17 protein-coding genes are annotated in these 20087 nt (G+C 46.4%); 10 read left to right on the top strand and 7 right to left on the bottom strand.

The window, feature by feature from the left end:
• Window positions 1-72: 72 nt before the first annotated feature.
• Together clpA and clpS are read right to left on the bottom strand one after the other, a co-directional pair.
• Complete coding sequence (gene clpA / locus FJD32_RS09995; protein ID WP_140907063.1) at window positions 73-2340, bottom strand: ATP-dependent Clp protease ATP-binding subunit ClpA; 2268 nt, start codon at window positions 2338-2340, stop codon at window positions 73-75.
• Between the two features lie 42 nt (window positions 2341-2382).
• Window positions 2383-2691, bottom strand: a complete 309-nt coding sequence (clpS, locus tag FJD32_RS09990; protein ID WP_011622425.1) for an ATP-dependent Clp protease adapter ClpS — start codon at window positions 2689-2691, stop codon at window positions 2383-2385.
• Between the two features lie 193 nt (window positions 2692-2884).
• Between clpS and cspD the strand changes: the two genes are divergently transcribed.
• Both cspD and FJD32_RS09980 read left to right on the top strand, forming a co-directional pair.
• Window positions 2885-3091 carry a cold shock domain-containing protein CspD gene (cspD, locus tag FJD32_RS09985; protein ID WP_011072576.1) on the top strand — a complete coding sequence of 69 codons (207 nt, stop codon included), beginning with the start codon at window positions 2885-2887 and terminating at the stop codon, window positions 3089-3091.
• Window positions 3092-3374: 283 nt separating this feature from the next.
• A complete protein-coding gene (locus FJD32_RS09980; protein ID WP_069454568.1) occupies window positions 3375-4697 on the top strand; it encodes an IS4-like element ISSba6 family transposase in 1323 nt (440 codons plus the stop codon).
• A 60-nt stretch (window positions 4698-4757) separates the two neighbouring features.
• On the opposite strand, the gene FJD32_RS09975 is transcribed toward FJD32_RS09980, so the two are convergent.
• Window positions 4758-6983 (bottom strand): NADP-dependent isocitrate dehydrogenase, encoded by a 2226-nt coding sequence (locus FJD32_RS09975; RefSeq protein ID WP_140907412.1) that lies wholly within the window; start codon window positions 6981-6983, stop codon window positions 4758-4760.
• A gap of 416 nt (window positions 6984-7399) precedes the next feature.
• On the opposite strand from FJD32_RS09975, the gene FJD32_RS09970 reads away from it, so the two are divergent.
• From FJD32_RS09970 to FJD32_RS09945, 6 genes are all read left to right on the top strand, one after another.
• Window positions 7400-8185: an rRNA large subunit pseudouridine synthase E gene (locus tag FJD32_RS09970; protein WP_181159859.1), complete on the top strand. Its 786-nt coding sequence runs from the start codon at window positions 7400-7402 to the stop codon at window positions 8183-8185.
• Between the two features lie 56 nt (window positions 8186-8241).
• Window positions 8242-8718 (top strand): NUDIX hydrolase, encoded by a 477-nt coding sequence (locus FJD32_RS09965; protein ID WP_140907411.1) that lies wholly within the window; start codon window positions 8242-8244, stop codon window positions 8716-8718.
• 296 nt (window positions 8719-9014) lie between these two features.
• A complete protein-coding gene (gene mnmA, locus FJD32_RS09960; RefSeq protein ID WP_140907409.1) occupies window positions 9015-10133 on the top strand; it encodes a tRNA 2-thiouridine(34) synthase MnmA in 1119 nt (372 codons plus the stop codon).
• A gap of 3 nt (window positions 10134-10136) precedes the next feature.
• Entirely contained in the window at window positions 10137-10754 is a 618-nt protein-coding gene (hflD, locus tag FJD32_RS09955) for a high frequency lysogenization protein HflD (RefSeq protein WP_140907407.1), read from the top strand.
• 29 nt (window positions 10755-10783) lie between these two features.
• A complete protein-coding gene (purB, locus tag FJD32_RS09950; RefSeq protein ID WP_037426522.1) occupies window positions 10784-12154 on the top strand; it encodes an adenylosuccinate lyase in 1371 nt (456 codons plus the stop codon).
• A 120-nt stretch (window positions 12155-12274) separates the two neighbouring features.
• On the top strand, window positions 12275-13414 hold the full coding sequence (locus FJD32_RS09945; RefSeq protein ID WP_140907405.1) for a cupin domain-containing protein: 1140 nt from the start codon (window positions 12275-12277) through the stop codon (window positions 13412-13414).
• A gap of 121 nt (window positions 13415-13535) precedes the next feature.
• Here the strand turns inward: FJD32_RS09945 and FJD32_RS09940 are convergent, their stop codons facing one another.
• Window positions 13536-13988 carry a DUF4826 family protein gene (locus FJD32_RS09940; protein WP_037419348.1) on the bottom strand — a complete coding sequence of 151 codons (453 nt, stop codon included), beginning with the start codon at window positions 13986-13988 and terminating at the stop codon, window positions 13536-13538.
• A 280-nt stretch (window positions 13989-14268) separates the two neighbouring features.
• On the opposite strand from FJD32_RS09940, the gene FJD32_RS09935 reads away from it, so the two are divergent.
• Window positions 14269-15303, top strand: a complete 1035-nt coding sequence (locus FJD32_RS09935) for a Glu/Leu/Phe/Val dehydrogenase dimerization domain-containing protein (protein WP_037426528.1) — start codon at window positions 14269-14271, stop codon at window positions 15301-15303.
• 195 nt (window positions 15304-15498) lie between these two features.
• On the top strand, window positions 15499-15846 hold the full coding sequence (locus tag FJD32_RS09930; protein ID WP_037419354.1) for a hypothetical protein: 348 nt from the start codon (window positions 15499-15501) through the stop codon (window positions 15844-15846).
• A 25-nt stretch (window positions 15847-15871) separates the two neighbouring features.
• Here the strand turns inward: FJD32_RS09930 and FJD32_RS09925 are convergent, their stop codons facing one another.
• The 3 genes from FJD32_RS09925 to FJD32_RS09915 all read right to left on the bottom strand — a co-directional run bounded on the left by FJD32_RS09925 (window position 15872) and on the right by FJD32_RS09915 (window position 20057).
• Window positions 15872-16297: a MarR family transcriptional regulator gene (locus FJD32_RS09925; protein WP_037419357.1), complete on the bottom strand. Its 426-nt coding sequence runs from the start codon at window positions 16295-16297 to the stop codon at window positions 15872-15874.
• A gap of 138 nt (window positions 16298-16435) precedes the next feature.
• Window positions 16436-16927 carry a DUF1285 domain-containing protein gene (locus FJD32_RS09920; protein WP_140907403.1) on the bottom strand — a complete coding sequence of 164 codons (492 nt, stop codon included), beginning with the start codon at window positions 16925-16927 and terminating at the stop codon, window positions 16436-16438.
• 88 nt (window positions 16928-17015) lie between these two features.
• Complete coding sequence (locus tag FJD32_RS09915) at window positions 17016-20057, bottom strand: FAD-binding and (Fe-S)-binding domain-containing protein (protein WP_140907401.1); 3042 nt, start codon at window positions 20055-20057, stop codon at window positions 17016-17018.
• Between the last annotated feature and the right edge of the window lie 30 nt (window positions 20058-20087).

The raw sequence follows: 20087 nt of genomic DNA, 5'->3' as shown, positions 1-20087 counted from the left end.
GGTTTTTTTGTTGGCGTAAGATTAGAAAAATGGCTGCAATTGCAGCCATTTTTATTGGGTTTTTGCGAGAGATTAAGCCTTAGTGGTACTTTTCTCGTGGCGTTCAGTGTGGATCACGATTTCACCGTCTTCGGCATCAACATGAGCAATACCGCCATGTTCCAGTTCACCGAAGAGAATAGCATCCGCTAATGGACGTTTAATAAGCTCTGTCACCACGCGGGCCATTGGCCGTGCGCCCATGCTCTTATCATAGCCTTTCTCGGCGAGTAGGGTTCTGGCCTCATCACTGACTTCAAGTAACACATGTTTCGCATCAAGTTGTGCTTGTAATTCCACCAAGAATTTATCAACCACCTTGGCTATGATAGTCATATCTAAATGATTGAACCAAATGATGGAATCTAAGCGGTTACGGAACTCTGGCGAGAATACTCGATTGATTTCCGATAAGGCATCTTGGGTATGATCCTGCTGAGTAAAGCCAATAGACTTACGGATCGTTTCCTGAACACCTGCGTTTGTCGTCATCACTAAGGTGACATGCCTAAAATCCGCCTTGCGACCGTTGTTATCGGTTAAGGTGCCATGATCCATCACCTGCAGTAACAGGTTGTAGACATCGGGGTGAGCCTTTTCGATTTCATCGAGCAACACCACGCAATGGGGATTTTTAATTACAGCATCGGTGAGTAAACCACCTTGGTCGTATCCTACGTATCCAGGAGGAGCACCAATCAAACGAGAAACCGTATGGCTTTCCATGTACTCAGACATATCAAAGCGCACCAGTTTCATCCCTAAACAGCTAGCCAACTGATTGGTGACTTCGGTCTTACCCACACCTGTGGGTCCCGCGAATAAGAAGCTGCCAACAGGTTTTTTATCTGTGCCTAAACCACTACGAGATAAGCGAATAGCTGAACTGAGACTCTCAATGGCCTTATCTTGGCCAAAAACCACCATCTTCAGATTGCGCTCAAGGTTACGCAGTAAATCTTTGTCGCTGGCGGAGACTGATTTTTCAGGGATCCGAGCAATCTTCGCTACTATGGTTTCAATCTCGGCCTGACCGATGGTTTTCTTACGTTTGCTCTGTGGCAACATAGCCATACGCGCACCCGCCTCATCGATCACATCGATGGCTTTATCGGGTAAATGCCGGTCATTAATGTGTTTTGCCGACAGCTCTGCCGCGCTGTTAATCGCCGCTTGGGTGTAACGCACACCGTGATATTCTTCGTATTTAGACTTTAAACCCATCAGAATTTTAGTGGTTTCAGCCACTGAAGGTTCATTAATATCGACCTTTTGGAAACGGCGCGCCAGTGCACGATCTTTCTCAAAAATACTCTGATATTCTTGGAAGGTGGTTGAGCCCATGCAACGCAAATTACCGCTCGATAATAACGGCTTTAGCAGGTTAGAGGCATCCATCACCCCACCCGATGCGGCGCCTGCACCAATAATGGTATGAATTTCATCGATAAATAAAATGGCGTGTTTATCGGCGCTGAGTTCCTTAAGCAGACTCTTGAAACGTTTTTCAAAATCGCCACGGTACTTAGTGCCTGCGAGCAAGGAGCCTAAGTCGAGGGAGTACACAGTCGCCTGCGCCATCACCTCTGGCACTTGATTATTGACGATTCGATAAGCCAAACCTTCAGCAATCGCAGTTTTACCCACGCCCGCTTCACCCACCAACAATGGATTATTTTTACGGCGACGACATAAAGTTTGGATGGCGCGTTCGATTTCTTGATCACGACCAATCAGCGGATCTATCACCCCTTGTTTTGCAAGTTGGTTTAAATTACTGGCAAACTGCGACAACATACTGCGTTCTTCGTTCGCTTCGCTTTGATCTTCGATGCGTTCTTGATCTTGATGAGCGTCGCTGTCCTCATTTTTTGAAAAACCATGGGAAATATAATTCACCACATCTAAACGGCTGATGTCGCTGCGACGCAGCAGATAAACAGCTTGGGATTCCTGCTCACTAAAAATGGCCACCAGCACATTAGCACCAGTGACTTCATTGCGGCCCGAGGACTGCACATGGAAAACGGCGCGTTGCAGTACCCGCTGAAACCCGAGCGTTGGTTGGGTTTCTTTATCATCATCCATATCCGCAATGATTGGGGTGGTTTGTTGGATAAAGCTTGCTACTTCATCTCTCAGTTTATCTAAATTCGCTCCACAGGCGATTAGCGCTTCTTGAGCCGCAGGATTGTCTATCAGAGCCAATAACAGATGTTCAACCGTCATATACTCGTGACGTGCCTCTCTGGCTTGCTGAAACGCCAGATTTAAGGTGACTTCCAGATCTTTGTTCAGCATAAGCACCCCCAAAATTAACAACTGACAACAGAGTAAGCGCGGTTAAGCCTTCTCTAACGAACACAGTAACGGATGTTGGTTTTGTCTTGCAAATTGATTTACTTGTATCACCTTAGTTTCTGCAATGCCGTAGGGGAAAATCCCGCAGATACCCTTTCCCTGGTGATGAATAGTCAACATGATATCTGTGGCTTCCTGCTCATTCTTGCGAAAGAAGATTTGCAGTACTTCAATCACAAAATCCATTGGCGTGTAATCGTCATTATTAAGGATCACCTTATACATAGAAGGTGGCATTAACTCAGATTCAACACGTTCTTCAACGTGCTCTATGTTTCCTGTCTTACCCATTTTTTAATACTAGCCTCTCGTGTTGTCCTCTTCCAATTGCTATCTTCAAATTAATCAGTTGTTACCTCTTTGTTAATTTTAGCTTGACTTCCGCTTTTACTCCTTACATTCTGTAGCTCAGACGGTGAAACAATCCCGTCTATACAGGTTTTACTATCTTACTGGTAAGTAGACAACAGAAGGAAGTGGAAGTATGGCAAGCGGAACTGTTAAATGGTTCAACAACGCCAAAGGATTCGGGTTTATTTGCCCTGATCAAGGTGGCGAGGACGTTTTTGCACACTATTCTACCATTGAAATGGAAGGCTATAGAACTCTAAAAGCAGGCCAACCGGTTCAATTTGAAGTAGAACAAGGTCCAAAAGGAATGCACGCTTCAGCCATTTCACCAACAAAATAATGTATGGTGAGGCCAATGATCTAAAAGGCAGGGATTAATCCCTGCCTTTTTATTTTGAGTAGAATAACTACACGTCATGTCTCATTTTGTAAGCATAGGTGTACCGGAGCGAATACATTTTCATCTCTAAACGTTAACTCGCTCTGGTTAATTTACAACTTACTCCTAAATTTAGTGCAATAAAAAGGCCTGCAATGCAGTAATGCCGATCAGTTAAGACAGATCGCTTGACGATCTCGCTGAAAAGATCAAAATCCGATGACCTCATGTCATCGGATTTTTTATGCAACTCTCAGAAGCACTCGCCCGTACTCATATTACCCGCCTAACCGAATTCACCTGCTTAGCAGATGTGTTAGAACCTGAGTTAATTCAATCTTGCCTAGACTCTCAGGGCGTTGCGACGTTAAGACGGCGTAAATTGCCGATGGACGCGATGATTTGGGCCGTTATCGGAATGGCTTTGTTCCGAGGGGAGTCTGTTCGGTCACTCATCAACAAACTCGACATTGTTTTGCCGCAAGAGATTGATTATGTTGCACGCAGCGCCGTGACTCAGGCGCGTAAACGATTGGGCAGTGAGGTTATTAGAGAAGTCTTTAGCCGCAGCGCCAATACCTGGCACGCGAGAGCTGAACATCCTCATTGGTGCGGTCTTAACTTGTATGGTGTTGACGGTGTCGTGTGGCGGACACCCGATAGTGTTCAAAATCAAGCCGCCTTTGGACGAACCGCCAACGCTTCAGGCGAAGCGGCTTATCCGCAAATTCGCATGGTTTGCTTGATGGAATTAAGCAGCCATTTATTGGTCAACAGCGCCTTTGATTCGGTTGCCGAAAATGAAATGAACTTAGCGTCCCAGCTCATTCCTAGCATTCCTAATCACAGCCTAACCCTATTTGACCGAGGATTTTACTCGCTCGGCCTGCTGCACGCTTGGCAGCAAGCGCAACCTGATAGCCACTGGTTGTTGCCATTGAAGAAAGGCACTCAATATGAGGTGGTGCGAACGCTAGGAAAGCATGACCAGAGGGTGAAACTCACCACGACACCTCAAGCCAGAAAGAAATGGCCGCAGCTCCCTGAAACTCTTGAAGCGCGTTTATTGACTAAGACAGTGAAAGGTAAGTCAGTCGCCATTTTGACCTCGTTGACAGACCCGATGCGTTACCCCAGCGAAGACATCGTCGACTTATATGCCCATCGATGGGAAATCGAACTGGGCTATAGAGAGATGAAACAACATCTACTGGAGAGCCGTTTTACGCTCCGCAGTCAACTACCGGAGCTGGTGACTCAAGAGTTATGGGGCGTGCTACTGGCCTATAATCTCATTAGATATAAGATGTTGCTGATGGCTAAAAGCTTGCCATCGGTCCATCCCAATCAACTGAGTTTTCGGGATGCGGCGAGTTATATCATCTTCAAGTTGACACAACTGTCATCACAAACACCGGGGAATGTCCCGAGAGACGTATTGGATATAGAACGAAATGCACGGCAATTTAAGCTGGATGGTAAACGGGAAAGGGCATATCCACGAGTCCTTAAAATGAGCAAAAACAAGTTTCCGGTTAGACCAAAGAAAAATGCCGTTCACTCTTAAGTGAACGGCATTATGCAATGCAGGCCTTTTCAGTATTAATGTTAAGTTAACGATAAATCGTTAAGCAAGTAATAGCTTGTTCAGTGTCTCGCTTGGGCGCATGGCTTTTTCAGCCTTGATAGCATCTAAACGATAGTAACCGCCTAAATCCACTGGTGCACCTTGCGCATTGTTGAGCTCAGCCACAATAACTTGCTCATTTGCAGCCAGTGCGTGAGCCAGTGGAATAAAGTGAGCTTGTAACTGCTCGTCTTTGGTTTGAGCGGCTAATGCTTGTGCCCAGTACATCGCCAGATAGAAATGGCTACCACGGTTATCCAGCTCTCCAACGCGTCTTGATGGCGACTTGTTGCTATCTAAGAACTGACCGATGGCTTGATCTAAGGTATCCGCCAGTACCTGCGCTTTAGGGTTCCCCACAGTTTGGCTTAAATGCTCTAAAGAAGCCGCTAATGCCAGGAATTCCCCTAGAGAGTCCCAACGTAAGTGACCTTCTTTTTCAACCTGTTGTACGTGTTTAGGCGCACTACCGCCCGCACCCGTTTCGAACAGGCCGCCACCATTCATTAATGGCACGATAGACAGCATCTTAGCACTGGTACCCAGTTCGAGAATTGGGAACAAGTCAGTCAGGTAGTCACGCAGTACGTTACCGGTAACAGAAATAGTATCTTTACCTTCTTTAATGCGCACTAATGAGAAACGAGTCGCTTCTTCTGGTGACATGATACTGATGTCTAAACCGTTAGTATCATGCTCAGGCAGATATTGCTTCACTTTAACAATCAATTGCGCATCGTGGGCACGATTTGCATCTAACCAGAATACCGCAGGAGTATTGCTTAAACGTGCGCGGCGTACGGCTAATTTCACCCAGTCGCGAATTGGGGCATCTTTAACTTGGCACATTCTCCAAATATCGCCCGCTTCGACGTTGTGGCTCATTAACACTTTTCCACTGGCATCAATCACGTTTACTACGCCATCAGCTGGGATTTCGAAGGTTTTATCGTGGCTGCCATATTCTTCGGCTTTTTGCGCCATCAGGCCCACGTTTGGCACACTGCCCATAGTGCTTGGATCGAATGCACCGTGTTCTTTACAGAAAGCGATAGTTTCTTGATACACACCTGCGTAGCAACGGTCTGGGATCAGCGCTTTAGTATCGTGCAACTTGCCATCTGGACCCCACATTTGGCCAGATGAACGAATAGCCGCTGGCATAGAAGCATCGATAATAATGTCGCTTGGGACGTGTAAGTTGGTGATGCCTTTGTCAGAATCCACCATCGCCAGCGCAGGACGCTCAGCGTAGACCGCCGCGATATCGGCTACAATTTGGCTACGTACATCGGCAGGTAAGCTGGCGATTTTCGCATATACATCGCCAAAACCGTTGTTCACATCAACGCCTAATTCAGCAAATAACGCTGCATGTTTATCAAATACCGGTTTGAAGAACACTTTCACGGCATGGCCAAACATGATGGGATCGGACACTTTCATCATGGTGGCTTTAAGGTGCAGCGATAACAACACATTTTCAGCCTTGGCATTGGCAATTTCACGCTCAAAGAAGCTCACTAAGGCTTTTTTGCTCATCACTGACGCATCGATGATTTCACCCGCGAGCAGTTTCAGACCTGATTTAAGGACGACTTCTTGACCGTCTTTTTGTGCCAGAACGATGTTAACCGTGTCTGCGTTAGCCAAAGTCACTGACTGCTCGCTACCGTAAAAATCACCTTCGCTCATATGAGCAACGTGTGACTTAGAGTCTTTCACCCATTTACCCATAGAGTGTGGGTTCTTTTTAGCGAAGTTTTTCACTGACAGCGGCGCGCGGCGATCAGAGTTACCTTCACGCAGGACGGGGTTTACCGCACTGCCCTTGATCTTGTCATAACGCGCTTTAATTGACTTTTCTTCGTCAGTTTTTGGCTCGTCAGGATAGTTTGGAATGTCATAACCTTTCTGTTGCAGCTCTAAAATACAGGCTTTTAACTGTGGGATTGACGCACTGATATTAGGCAGCTTGATGATATTAGCTTCTGGTTTATTCGCTAAATCGCCAAGCTCAGCTAAGTGATCGCCAATCTTTTGGGCGTCAGTCAGTTTTTCTGGGAAGTTAGCAATCACACGGCCTGATAAAGAAATGTCACGGGTTTCAACCGCCACACCCGCCGCATTGGTAAAGGTCTTGATGATAGGTAACAGAGAAAGCGTTGCCAGTGCTGGCGCTTCATCGGTTTCGGTATAAATAATTGTTGGTGAGTTATCTTTCATGTTACATCCTACATTATTGTAAAATTTAGTATTTTTATAATAATTTTATATCATGACGAACAAACATTGGCACGAAGGAATTCTCTATCGAGGCAATCGTAAACGCCCCTATAAACCTATAAACCCGCTGCAACATCCTCTTTGCGTTCGCCAACGTGGGTAAATTGACTCATTAATACCTAACAAACATTTAGGCGTAGATCACATTTTCAGGCCGACATCATAGAGCATTCACAATAATATTCAAATTCCACTAACGGCGAATGCCAAGTACACTGTGTGCAGATAAATAACACGTCTTCTTTCTGACGTCTGCTAACGGATAGGTTCAGTCGTATATCATCGGCGACGACGTAAAATGACTAGACTGTCTTAAGCGACTATTCGCCACGGTATGAACAACAATTAGTTACTGCATGAACAAAAATAACCCGCTAACTTCTCAGGCAACACCTCGCACTCGCGGCCAGAGCGCATCCACCACGCACCCGCAGCATAGGGCAGATAACCGCAGCAAAGGAAGTAAACCAAGCTCCTTCGCCAAATCTGCCAAGGCAAGTTTGCAGCGCGATACAGGGTCACAACAAAATAGTCCCAAAACACGGCTTCAAAAACACTCATCGGCCTCACGCGTCAAGCCTCAAACTGCGCCTATCATCGTCTTATTTAACAAGCCCTTCGATGTTCTGTGCCAATTTACCGATGAGCAAGGCCGTAAAACCTTAAAAGATTACATCCCTATTCCGGGCGTTTATGCTGCTGGGCGATTAGATCGCGACAGCGAGGGACTGTTGCTGTTAACCAATGACGGTCAACTCCAAGCCAAACTGACTGAGCCAAAAAAGAAAACCTTTAAAACCTATTGGGTACAAGTGGAAGGTGTGCCATCGGAAGCCGATTTAGCCAAACTGCGCCAAGGGGTTGAATTAAAAGATGGTATGACACTCCCTGCGAAGGTCAGCATCATGGCGACGCCGAATGTGTGGCCGCGTAATCCGCCGATCCGTGAGCGAAAAAACATCCCTACTACTTGGCTTGAAATTCAAATCCATGAAGGACGCAATCGCCAAGTTCGGCGGATGACGGCCCATATTGGTTTTCCGACCTTAAGACTTATTCGCTATAAAATAGGCCAATGGAGTCTAGATGATTTAGCGACAGGTGAGCATAAATGCATACTGGTGGCTCAAAAGACCGAATAGTCTTGCGCCAACAAGCAATCCAATATCCCTAATCTAGCCGCTCAAAGGTAATCACTGTGACAGTAAAAGCAAGATATAAACCCAATGTAACAGTTGCTTGTATTATCCATGCCTCTACCGAGGATAAGTATCTATTAGTGGAAGAGTGGATTGATGGTGAGCAGCGTTTTAATCAACCAGCAGGACATTTGGAAGCGAATGAAAGTCTTATCCAAGCCTGTGAGCGCGAAGTCTTTGAGGAAACAGGCCTTCAACTCAAGCCACAGGGATTGGTCGGGATTTATCAATTTAGCGCCAATCAGGACCTCGCATTTGTGCGTTTTACCTTTTTGGTGCAAGTAGATACGCTACTCACACCTAAGCCACAGGATGCGGATATTTATGCCGCCCATTGGTTGAGCTTTGAGCAGATCGCAGCTAAAGCTCATCAACTGCGCAGTCCATTAGTGCTCGATTGCCTCAACGATTACCGCAAACAGTTGCAACAAGGGCAAATTCATTCGCTCGAATTACTCAATAGTCAGCGTCTGTAGGGATGTCAAAGATAGCCCCAAGCAACAAGGCGTGATAGAATACGCCCCCGCGTAAATGCGCGATTCGATAAGGCATTTAACTGCGCTTTTGGGTTAAAAATTTGGGGTATTTTAGCATCATGCATCTTGTGCTTAATGATGTTGGGCTGATGTATCTCAGATGCTAAACGGATCACCAATAAGCCTGCCCTAACTACGCAGCTAATATAAACGCAGATTTAAAAGTGAGTCATGCACTAATGACAACGGTTCAAGCCACGACTCGCTAACACATATACTCAATGGTTTTAGGATCTATGACATCAATCGAACCCACTCATACAGGTAAAAAAGTCATTGTCGGCATGTCCGGCGGTGTTGATTCATCCGTTTCAGCCTATTTGCTTATGCAGCAAGGCTATCAGGTTGAAGGCCTTTTCATGAAGAACTGGGAAGAAGATGACAACGACGAGTACTGCGCGGCCGCCGAAGATTTAAAAGATGCTCAAGCCGTTTGCGATAAGCTTGGGATCAAACTCCACACGGTCAACTTTGCTGCCGAATATTGGGACAATGTATTTGAGTATTTTCTTGCCGAATACAAAGCAGGTCGTACCCCCAATCCCGATATCATGTGCAACAAAGAAATCAAATTTAAGGCCTTTTTAGAGTTTGCTGACGATATTCTCGATGCCGACTACATCGCCATGGGTCACTATGTGCGCCGCCGCGACAATGCCGATGGCTCGACGCAAATGCTGCGCGGGGTCGACAATAATAAAGATCAAAGCTACTTCCTATACACCTTAAGCCATGAACAAGTGGCACGCAGCCTGTTTCCGGTGGGTGAACTCGAAAAACACGAAGTGCGAGAGATCGCCAAACAGATGGGATTAATTACCCATGATAAGAAAGACAGCACCGGCATTTGCTTTATCGGTGAACGTAAATTTACTGAATTCTTAGGTAATTACTTACCCGCACAGCCTGGCAACATCGAAACCGCCGAAGGCGAAGTGATTGGCACGCACCAAGGTTTGATGTACCACACCTTAGGCCAACGTAAAGGTCTGGGGATTGGTGGCATGAAAAATAGCAATGATGACCCATGGTACGTGGTGGATAAAGATCTCAAACGTAACGTGCTTGTTGTTGGCCAAGGTGGTCACCATCCGCGATTGATGTCCAATGGCATGTTTGTCAATCAACTACACTGGGTCGACCGCAAAGGTCCCGCCGATGGCAGCCAAATTGTGGTGAAAACCCGTTACCGCCAGCAGGATATCCCTTGCACCCTCACCTATCTTGATGACAATACCCTCAAAGTGGTGTTTGACGAGCCCGTTGCCGCCGTGACGCCTGGCCAATCAGCGGTATTTTACGATGGCGAAGTGTGCCTCGGTGGCGGAATTATCGATCAACTGATCAGAGGATAAACCGTGAACGAACAGCTCCATGATCGTACTATGGCCTTTGCAGGAATACTGCAGGCCATTGCACAAGTTCAGTATTTAGCCCGTCATGGTGAAAGCGACACCGATGAGCTAGCTGCCAGTTTACACACCATTTTAGTGACTAATCCCGAAACCCCCGCCGATGTCTACCAAGATAAGGCGGGCCTGCACAAAGGCTACCAATTGGTGTTAAATCAACTGGGGGATAGCAGTCAAAAAGATGTGGAAATAACTCGCTATCTGGTGGGAATTTTAGCCCTTGAACGTAAACTTGCACGTTCAAACAGTGGCTTAGCTATGCTTGCCGAACGCATCAACCAAGTGAATCGTCAGCTACATCATTTTGCGATCACCGACGAACAAGTCATTGCCAATCTGGCCAGTATTTATAGCGACATTATCAGTAATCTTGGACCTAAGATTCAGATCTCAGGCAATCCAGTGTGTCTGCAACGTCCAATCGTGCAACAAAAAATCCGCGCCTTGCTGCTTGCAGCCATGCGCAGCGCAGTGTTATGGCGACAACTAGGCGGCAAACGTCGACACTTAGTCTTTGCCCGTAAAGCCATCTTAGACACAGCTAAGAAAAGTCTTACCCTATAATAAAATAAGTTTTCATCAAGGAGCTTCACATGGATCTTTCCGCACTAACTGCTATCTCTCCGGTAGACGGCCGTTACGGTAGTAAAACAGCGTCATTGCGAGGGATTTTCAGCGAGTTCGGTCTTACTAAGTACCGTGTTCAAGTTGAAATCAACTGGTTAAAGTTACTCGCTGATTGCCCAGAAATCACCGAAGTGCCACCATTAAGCGAGTCAGCGATCGCGCTTCTCGATGCCATTAAAGACAATTTCAGTGAGCAAGATGCGCTTCGCGTGAAAGCCATTGAAAGCACCACCAACCACGACGTGAAAGCAGTTGAATACTTTATCAAAGAAAAAATCGCAGACAACGCGGAACTCGCCGCTGTCGGTGAATTTGTTCACTTTGCCTGTACTTCTGAAGATATCAACAACTTAAGCCATGGTTTAATGTTGACTGAAGCCCGCGAGCAAGTGGTACTGCCTTATTGCAATGAACTGCTCAGCGCCATCAAAAAACTGGCCGTTGAATACCGCTCAGTACCTTTGATGTCACGTACCCACGGTCAGCCAGCCTCGCCTTCAACCTTAGGCAAGGAAATGGCTAACGTAGCCGTGCGTTTAGAGCGCCAAATCAAGCAAATCGCGGCCGTTGAAATCATGGGGAAAATTAACGGCGCCGTAGGTAACTACAACGCGCACATATCTGCATACCCAGAAGTGAACTGGCATGCACTGTCTGAACGTTTTGTGACAAGCCTTGGCCTGCACTGGAACGCATACACCACTCAAATCGAACCGCATGATTACATTGCAGAGCTCTTTGATGCGATTGCGCGTTTCAACACTATTCTGCTCGATTTCGACCGTGACGTTTGGGGTTATATTGCCTTAGGTCACTTCAAGCAACGTACCATTGCCGGTGAAATTGGCTCATCAACCATGCCACACAAGGTCAACCCTATCGACTTTGAAAACTCTGAGGGTAACTTAGGTATTGCCAATGCGTTGATGCAACATTTAGCCGCAAAACTACCCGTTTCAAGATGGCAACGTGACTTAACCGATTCCACCGTACTACGTAACTTAGGTGTGGGTATCGCCCACTCGCTGATCGCTTACCAAGCGACCTTAAAAGGCATCAGCAAGTTACAAGTGAATGAAGAGCATTTACGTGCCGAGCTCGATCAAAACTGGGAAGTATTGGCCGAGCCCGTACAAACCGTTATGCGTCGCTATGGTATTGAAAAGCCATACGAGAAGTTAAAAGAATTGACACGCGGTAAACGCATCGACGCTAAGCAACTTGCCGAATTTATCGACGGTTTAGCCCTGCCAGAAGACGTGAAGGCTGAGCTGAAGAAGATGACGCCAGCCAACTATATTGGCCGTGCAGAAGCATTCGTTGACGAACTTAACTAAAGTTCAGTTTACGGCTAACGCTTCGTTTAACGCTAAGCTGACATGCTTAGCTTATTATCTAGCCTAAATAAGGATTGAGGCGGTTACATTGTTAAGGATGTAGTCGCCTTTTTTGACACTATGTATAAACTCAATCTCGATATTGCCCAGTTCCTCAAGGATTACTGGCAACAAAAACCTGTGGTCATCAAAGGCGCTTTTCCTCACTTTGAAGATCCAATCAGTGCCGATGAGCTGGCCGGCCTGGCCTGCGAAGAAGAAATCACTTCGCGCATCGTCGTGACCCAAAAAGATAACTGGGAAGTGATCCAAGGCCCCTTTGAGGATTACGACAATTACGGTGAAACCCACTGGCAATTATTGGTGCAAGCGGTTAACCATTGGTATCCCGACTCACAACCCCTCGTTGAGGCCTTTCGTTTTCTCCCCGATTGGCGATTCGATGATTTGATGGTGTCATTTGCCACTCCAAGTGGCGGTGTCGGTCCCCATATCGACAACTACGATGTGTTTATTATTCAAGGCGAAGGTCAGCGCCGCTGGACCGTAGGTGACAACACCCCACAACAACGTCGTGGCGGTAATCCTAATTCACCTCTGGTTGAAGACTTTGATCCCATTATTGATATGGTGTTAGAGAAAGGCGATATGCTTTATATTCCGCCAGGATTCCCACACTGCGGTGAAACCTTAACCTTAGCCTTGAGCTATTCGATTGGTTACCGCGCACCCAGTCAGCAAGAATTAGTCAGCGAAGTGGCCGACTATTTACTCGACAAAAATTTGGGTCAACAGCGTTTTACCTCCGCATCCGAGCCAGCAAATCCGGGCATTATTAGCCAAGATCATCAACTCGGCATTATGTCGCTGTTAAGCCAGCTTGCCCAAGATCCTGCGAGTTATCAGGTTGTGCTAGGTAAACTGCTAAGCCAAAACCGATTTGAATTAGATATTTGTGAAGGCGAAGAAGCCTATAGCATCGACGATCTGCAAGATGCCTTTGAACAAGGCGCTGGTGTAAATCGCATTGGCGGTTTAAAAGTACTACGTCTAGAGAATGATGCTTACTCGCGCTTATTCATCAATGGCGAAATCTATGATCTGCCCAATACACCCGAAGCGGTGCTTGTACAGTTAAGCGATCATGTCAGCTTTGATAGCGAAACGGCTTTGGCATTATGCGAACATGATGAAGTACAACAGCTGTTGCTGGAACTGATTAATCAAGGTTTATACTATTTAAGTGATGAAGAAGCGTAATCCTTTAATATGGAACGAAACCGTCGGTATGCTCAACGTAGAACACAACGCTTGAGACAGACTTAAACAACAAAGGCACTCAATCGAGTGCCTTTGGTTTTATGACTTAACACAAGGAAATCTAGCTATTCCACAGTTTTTCATCATTGTGCATACGATATAAACTCTCTGCACGGGAGACTAATAACTGGGCAAATTTTGCCTGGGTTGCATCGCGTCTGGTTGCGCCTGAACGGATCAAATTTTCAGCCTGCATTTGCCACATCATCGAGAAATGACGAACCGCATCACGCGCCGTTTTAGCCACTTTGACATCCACAAAATCCGATGGTAAATCGCCTGACATCACCCAATAGGTTTTGGTCGTAGGACGTTTGGATTCCATCTTCCAAATCGCTAAATAAGGTGCAAGATAACGGCTCTCATCGGCTAAAACCTTGCTGGGGATAACCCCTTTTTCCGCTAAAAAACGGTTCGCTTTTTGGAATTGTGTTCTGACCCACTCTTGGCGCAATTTCTCCATTTCTTCAGGAGAGATTGTTGGTTGAGCTTGATCGACAGCTTGTTCAGTCATACTTCCGTCCTATCTTATTGTTATAGCGCGGCTCTCATTCTTGGGACAGCACGCGAATCATACTAATGTCTGAGAATATCATCAGTTAAAACTGGTTTCGCATCTCTAAGCTTACGTTTACGTAAAGTGGAAAGCTAGATTGCCACAAATAATCTATTTATTCGGTCATTATGCATGGTTGAGAGTATCGCTAAATGCTATGGTTCTGCAATAAATATAACGAGCTGTCGATGGGAAGTCGTTCCATCGACGTTTTATTGTGTATAGCGGAGAACTTCACGTGGCTGTATTTAATCATGTATCCTTTGATGAACATGAACAGGTCGTATTCTGTCATGATAAAGAAAGTGGCTTAAAAGCCATTGTTGCCATCCATAACACCAACTTAGGTCCAGCTGTGGGTGGATGCCGGATGTGGAATTATCAATCCGATGATGAAGCCCTGACAGACGTATTACGCCTCTCCCGTGGTATGACTTACAAAAATGCCCTCGCCGGTTTAACCATGGGCGGTGGTAAGTCAGTGATTATTGCCGATCCTAAGCGTCCTGATCGCGAAGCCCTTTTCCGTGCCTTTGGCCGTTTTATCAATAGCCTCGGTGGACGCTACTATTCTGCTGAAGACGTGGGCACCACGACCGCTGATATCATGATTGCCCATCAAGAAACACCTTACATGGCAGGCCTTGAAGGCAAGAGTGGCGATCCATCACCATTTACAGCATTAGGCACCTATTTAGGGATCAAGGCTGCAGTTAAACATAAACTCGATTTAGACAGCTTAAAAGGCCTTAAGATCGCCGTTCAAGGCGTGGGCCATGTAGGTTACTACCTGTGTAAACATCTACATGAAGAAGGTGCACAGCTGATTGTTACCGATATTCACCAAGCATCACTGGATAAAGTAGCTACCGACTTTGGCGCCATCGTTGTTGCTCCACAGGATATCTATGCCCAAGACGTGGATGTCTATGCGCCATGTGCACTAGGTGCAACTCTAAACGATGTTACCCTACCACAACTCAAAGCTAAGATTGTTGCGGGTTGCGCCAACAACCAATTAGCCGAAGTCCGCCATGGCGAGCAGTTAAAAGAAATGGGCATTCTGTATGCGCCAGATTATGTGATTAACGCTGGCGGCATTATCAACGTGTCATTTGAAAAAGATTATGACGCAGCAAAATCAGAAGCTAAGGTCAGAGAAATCTACAACACGCTGCTGAAGATTTTTGCTAAGGCCGATGCTGAAAACCGCACGACAGGTGCAGTAGCTGACGAAATGGCCCGTGCCATTTACCAAGCGGCCAAAGCTTAATCATGCAGTAGGCGGACAACGAGTCGTTGTCCGCCTCAACCACTTCCCTCGCTCCACTTATCCATCGAAAAAATAAATTCCTCTCAATACCAATCAGATACCAAAACGCCACGTAAAATTCACTTTTCTGTAGTGGAAAACCCTATATGTCTCTGCTTGAATTAACTACTCGTCAGTCACGGAGAAGGTGCCACTATGGTCAGTTTCAAATATGAGCTGGGGAAAGATTCACTTGAATTACAAGCAAGTGATTGGTCGGGTTTGGAGAGAGTCTATATCAATGGCCAAATGGTTTCGCGCAAACTCAATTTTAGCCATCAAAGTGAACATCTGATCAAATTGAAAGATGGTGGGCAATGCCTATGTAAGTTATTTATTGACCCCTTCACAAATGAGTTAACTTGCCGTATTTATAAGCGTAATCAGCTAATCACTAGTCTGAAACAGGGAAAAAATAGCTTAATGCAGCGACAACGATTACTGCAACAAGGGTTATTACTGGGGTCAAGTTTAGTATTACTTTTTATGCTACTGCCACTGTAAATAACCGAAAGAAGCAGAATAAAACTTACGGATTAGATGACAGTTTATTTATTTTATTCAAAAGCTTAATAAAATAACTTCGTTCATCTTCAGTAAGATTAGCAAGAAACTTTTCATTGACGCGCTCGGCCTCACGGATCAAATCCTGCTCCAGCGCCTTGGCCTCATCGGTGAGAAAAATCTGGAAAGCTCGGCGATTATCGAGTTCTTGATGGCGGGTGATGAGGCCTTGCACCTGCAACTGATCGAGCAAACGGGTCATGGTATAGTTCGCTACATCACAACGTTTGGACAACTCAGTCTGAGTAATCCCCTCCTCCTGCCAAAGCGCGAATAATACTGGCCACAACTTAATGTCGAGCTGATAGCGTTTCAACTGCAAATCGAGTTCATTTTGCAGCTCAATATTTAAGTGCGAAACAAGATAGCCTAAGCTTTCATAACGGTTCAAACAGCACCTCCGAAAACAACATTTAGACCCATCGACACAAACCTAAACCCGAGTAGGATTGGCTAAGGTTAGTTTTAATACTATCACTTAACCCATAATAAACTAGTCAGCCTCCCCAAGTTATTACAATCAAAATCTTTAAGCACTGAGGCCACCTTCATCGGTTAAATTGAATTCATTCACAAAATTGTAGTAGCAGGCACGGCTCAATTTTCCCCATAGGCCGCGCTCTAGCGGCAGATAAATCCCAAAGTCGGTGAGCTTTAAACGATTGAGTGTCGCCAGAGAATGCTCGGTGCCAATACTACTGTGCAGCGTTAAACCCGATGTTGTCTCATCCTTCATATAATCCACAATCACCAGTGGCGCATCATCCACCTCGACTCGCACCTTTTCGACTGGTGTGATCAAAAAATATTCGCCATCGATGCCATGTAAAATACTGGCAAACAGCTTAGCAAACTTCGTCGGTAATGGGCTGTCCTGATATATCCAGTCACCGGAGAGTTGGATACGAAATAACGCGACTTCACTACACAGCGCCGTTGGGTGTGTGGTGACGTCATACGGCGCTGGCTTGCTGGTGAATGCCTGTAGCGTATCGATAACATTGCCCGTGTGTTTTTCCATAGCGTCCCCTCAATAAAAAAACCAGCCTGACGACTGGTTTAGTGTGGCATTGCCTTAGAGATTATCCAATCCCTAATTAAAAATTGCGTTAAGCCTTAACGAGCTCCAATAAAGCCTCTAATGGATGTTTTGGCTTGTAACCGGCGAAACGTTTCACTTGGCTGCGACAAGAGTAGCCAGAGACTAACACCTGCGACGCGTCTATCTTGCTTAAAGTGTCTTTCCACGACATATCAAACAAGGTCTTAGAACGCTCAAGATTCTCAGCCTCATGGCCGTAGGTACCCGCCATGCCGCAGCAGCCCAAATTCACCGCCGTCAATTTAGCGCCAAAGTGAGTGAAGATTTTGCTCCACTCATTGGCGGTATTAGGCTTCGCCGTAGACTCAGTACAATGGCTAAACCAAGTAAATTGTTTATCTTGCATGGCCTTAGTGGGAATATCCTGCAGTATGCCAAGCAGCCATTCGTTAGCCAGTTTCACCTCAAACGCGCCGCGGTTAGCCCCTAAAATTTCTTTATATTCATCGCGATAACAGAGCACTAAGGCGGGATCGATCCCAACCATCGGCATACCTAACTTATGCACTTGGTTTAAGAAATCCGCACTCGACTGCGCCGTTTTAGCAAATTTACCCAAGAAGCCCTTGATATGCGTCGGTTTACCGTTGGGCTTAAACGGCAGTAGAACGGGTTTTAATCCTAAGGTTTCAATCAATTGGATAAAGCGATACACCAAGCCCGCATCGTAGAAACTGTTGAAGGGATCTTGTACAACTAATACAAATTTTGCCCTCTCATCGGCGGGGATGGCCTGCAATGCCGCCAAATCATAGCCGCGGCTCGCATGGCCATCGAGTCGTTGTTTTAAGGTTGGCACCGACAGCGCTGGCGCATCCACATAGCCAATAGCCTTTTTGATGACCCATTGGCTGAGTGGGTTTTGCGAGGCGAAATTAGTCAGCCTTGGCGCAGCAGCCATCAGAGGTAAGCTGTCTTCTATGCCCGCAACTAGGTAATCCTTGGCCGGACGCAGATAACGTTGATAGTAAATATTAAAGAATTGCGCCCTAAACTTAGGTACATCCACTTTAACCGGGCACTGACTCGAACACGCCTTACACGCAAGACAGCCCTTCAGCGATTCCATCACTTCGTGGGAATAATCGTAATCGCGCTTCGCATTGATGGTATTTTGCATCCGCTGCAAAATACCTAAGGGTTTGGCTTTCGCCAGCGCGTTCACATCCACCCCTTCCGACTCAAGCAAACGCAGCCACTCACGCATCAGACCCGCACGGCCTTTGGGGGATTGCACCCTATCGCCAGTCACCTTAAATGACGGACACATAGGTGAGAAACTGCTGTAGTTAAAGCACAGGCCATTACCGTTACAGTTCATCACATCGGGATAGGCATCGCGTACTTCAACGGGAATTTGTCTGTCAAACTTGCCGCGCTTGGTACTATCCACATCAAATGCCAAGCTGCCGACTTGCTTGGGCGCCACTAACTTGCCGGGATTAAGCCTGTTATCAGGGTCAAATAGACCTTTAATATCTTGCAGCACGCCATAAAGTTCATCGCCAAATACCGATGGGCCGTATTCGCCACGCACGCCCTTACCATGCTCGCCCCACATCAGGCCGCCGTATTTGAGCGTCAGTGCTGCAACTTGATCAGAAATCACCCTTAGCAGTTTTTCATCTTCGACATCGCACATATCGAGTGCTGGGCGCACGTGTAATACGCCTGCATCCACATGGCCAAACATACCGTATTGCAAATTGTGACTATCGAGTAGCGCACGAAACTCCATAATATAATCGGCAAGTTTTTCAGGTGGCACAGCAGTATCTTCGGCAAATGCAATGGGTTTGCGACGTCCCTTGGTAGCACCGAGCAATCCAACGGCCTTTTTACGCATGCCATAGATTTTCTCAATACAGGCCTTATCTTGAGTGACTTGATAACCGACCACACCACATTCACCGCGACCAATTTGCTCGGTCAATACAGCCTCAAGATTCGCAAGCTTTTGCTCAACTTCTGCCGTATCACCAGCAAACTCGACCATATTCAGGCCATCGATGACTTTACCCGGCACTTCTTGAATAAGGTCGGAAACCGAATGCCAAACAATGTCCTCGCGGGCAAGATTAAGCACTTTAGAGTCCACGGTTTCGACCACCGTTGCCCGCGCAGCCACTAAGGAAGGAGCATGACGCAGCGCAGACTGGAAGGAATCGTACTTAATATTCACCATCGCCCGCTCACTCGGCAGTGGTGTAATGTTGAGTTTCGCTTCGGTAATAACCGCCAGCGTGCCTTCAGAGCCTGTTAAAATGCGTGAAAGGTCGAACTGAGTTAAGCCTTCATTCCAGACATTCTTTAAGTCATATCCGGTTAAAAATCGATTGAGTTTTGGGAATTGTTGCTCAATGAGCGCGCGCTTCTCACGGCATACCTTTGCAATTGCCGAAATCAGTTTTTGTCCAAGCGGATTTTCACTCACGTTATCGGGATTACATAACAGACCCGCATCGAGGGGACGAGTATCTAACACACTGCCATCTATCAATACGCTACGCAGCGCCAGTACATGGTCGGAAGTTTTACCATACACCAAAGAGCCTGCGCCCGAGGCGTCGGTGTTGATCATACCGCCAATAGTGGCGCGGTTTGAAGTTGAGAGATCGGGACTAAAGAAGAATCCATGGGGACGCAGCGCATCATTTAGCGCATCTTTAATGACCCCTGCTTCAACCCTAACCCAGCCCTGCTCAGGATTCACTTCTAACACACGATTCATATAACGAGACACATCAAGGATCAAACCGTGGGTCAGCGACTGACCATTAGTGCCTGTTCCGCCGCCTCTGGCACTAAAAGTCACACCCACAAACTCTGCTTTCGTAGCAAGTTTAAGTGCTATCTCGATATCCTTTTGGTGTTTAGGATAAAGCACCGCCTGGGGCAAAAATTGATAGACGGAGTTATCCGTGGCTTGCACTAAGCGCGCGCTGTAGCGCTTATCAATATCACCTTCATAGGCACTTTGTTCTAAAGCATCAAGATAGGCCAGATAAACAGGTTCTAAGGTTTGTTGATGTGATAACAGAGGTAACATGGGCGGCTTCAGTCAATTATTGTTATGCGG

The sequence above is a fragment of the Shewanella sp. LC6 genome, from assembly GCF_006385735.2.
Lineage (GTDB): Bacteria > Pseudomonadota > Gammaproteobacteria > Enterobacterales > Shewanellaceae > Shewanella > Shewanella xiamenensis.
The sequence above is the reverse complement of the archived record's forward strand: the minus strand, read 5'-3'. Positions and strand labels throughout refer to the sequence as shown.

Excerpts from the sequence above, each read along its gene's own strand:
- clpA (WP_140907063.1), bottom strand. The coding sequence starts at position 2,340 with ATGCTGAACAAAGATCTGGAAGTCACCTTAAATCTGGCGTTTCAGCAA.
- clpS (WP_011622425.1), bottom strand. The coding sequence starts at position 2,691 with ATGGGTAAGACAGGAAACATAGAGCACGTTGAAGAACGTGTTGAATCT.
- cspD (WP_011072576.1), top strand. The coding sequence starts at position 2,885 with ATGGCAAGCGGAACTGTTAAATGGTTCAACAACGCCAAAGGATTCGGG.
- FJD32_RS09980 (WP_069454568.1), top strand. The coding sequence starts at position 3,375 with ATGCAACTCTCAGAAGCACTCGCCCGTACTCATATTACCCGCCTAACC.
- FJD32_RS09975 (WP_140907412.1), bottom strand. The coding sequence starts at position 6,983 with ATGAAAGATAACTCACCAACAATTATTTATACCGAAACCGATGAAGCG.
- FJD32_RS09970 (WP_181159859.1), top strand. The coding sequence starts at position 7,400 with ATGAACAAAAATAACCCGCTAACTTCTCAGGCAACACCTCGCACTCGC.
- mnmA (WP_140907409.1), top strand. The coding sequence starts at position 9,015 with ATGACATCAATCGAACCCACTCATACAGGTAAAAAAGTCATTGTCGGC.
- purB (WP_037426522.1), top strand. The coding sequence starts at position 10,784 with ATGGATCTTTCCGCACTAACTGCTATCTCTCCGGTAGACGGCCGTTAC.
- FJD32_RS09945 (WP_140907405.1), top strand. The coding sequence starts at position 12,275 with ATGTATAAACTCAATCTCGATATTGCCCAGTTCCTCAAGGATTACTGG.
- FJD32_RS09940 (WP_037419348.1), bottom strand. The coding sequence starts at position 13,988 with ATGACTGAACAAGCTGTCGATCAAGCTCAACCAACAATCTCTCCTGAA.
- FJD32_RS09930 (WP_037419354.1), top strand. The coding sequence starts at position 15,499 with ATGGTCAGTTTCAAATATGAGCTGGGGAAAGATTCACTTGAATTACAA.
- FJD32_RS09920 (WP_140907403.1), bottom strand. The coding sequence starts at position 16,927 with ATGGAAAAACACACGGGCAATGTTATCGATACGCTACAGGCATTCACC.
- FJD32_RS09915 (WP_140907401.1), bottom strand. The coding sequence starts at position 20,057 with ATGTTACCTCTGTTATCACATCAACAAACCTTAGAACCTGTTTATCTG.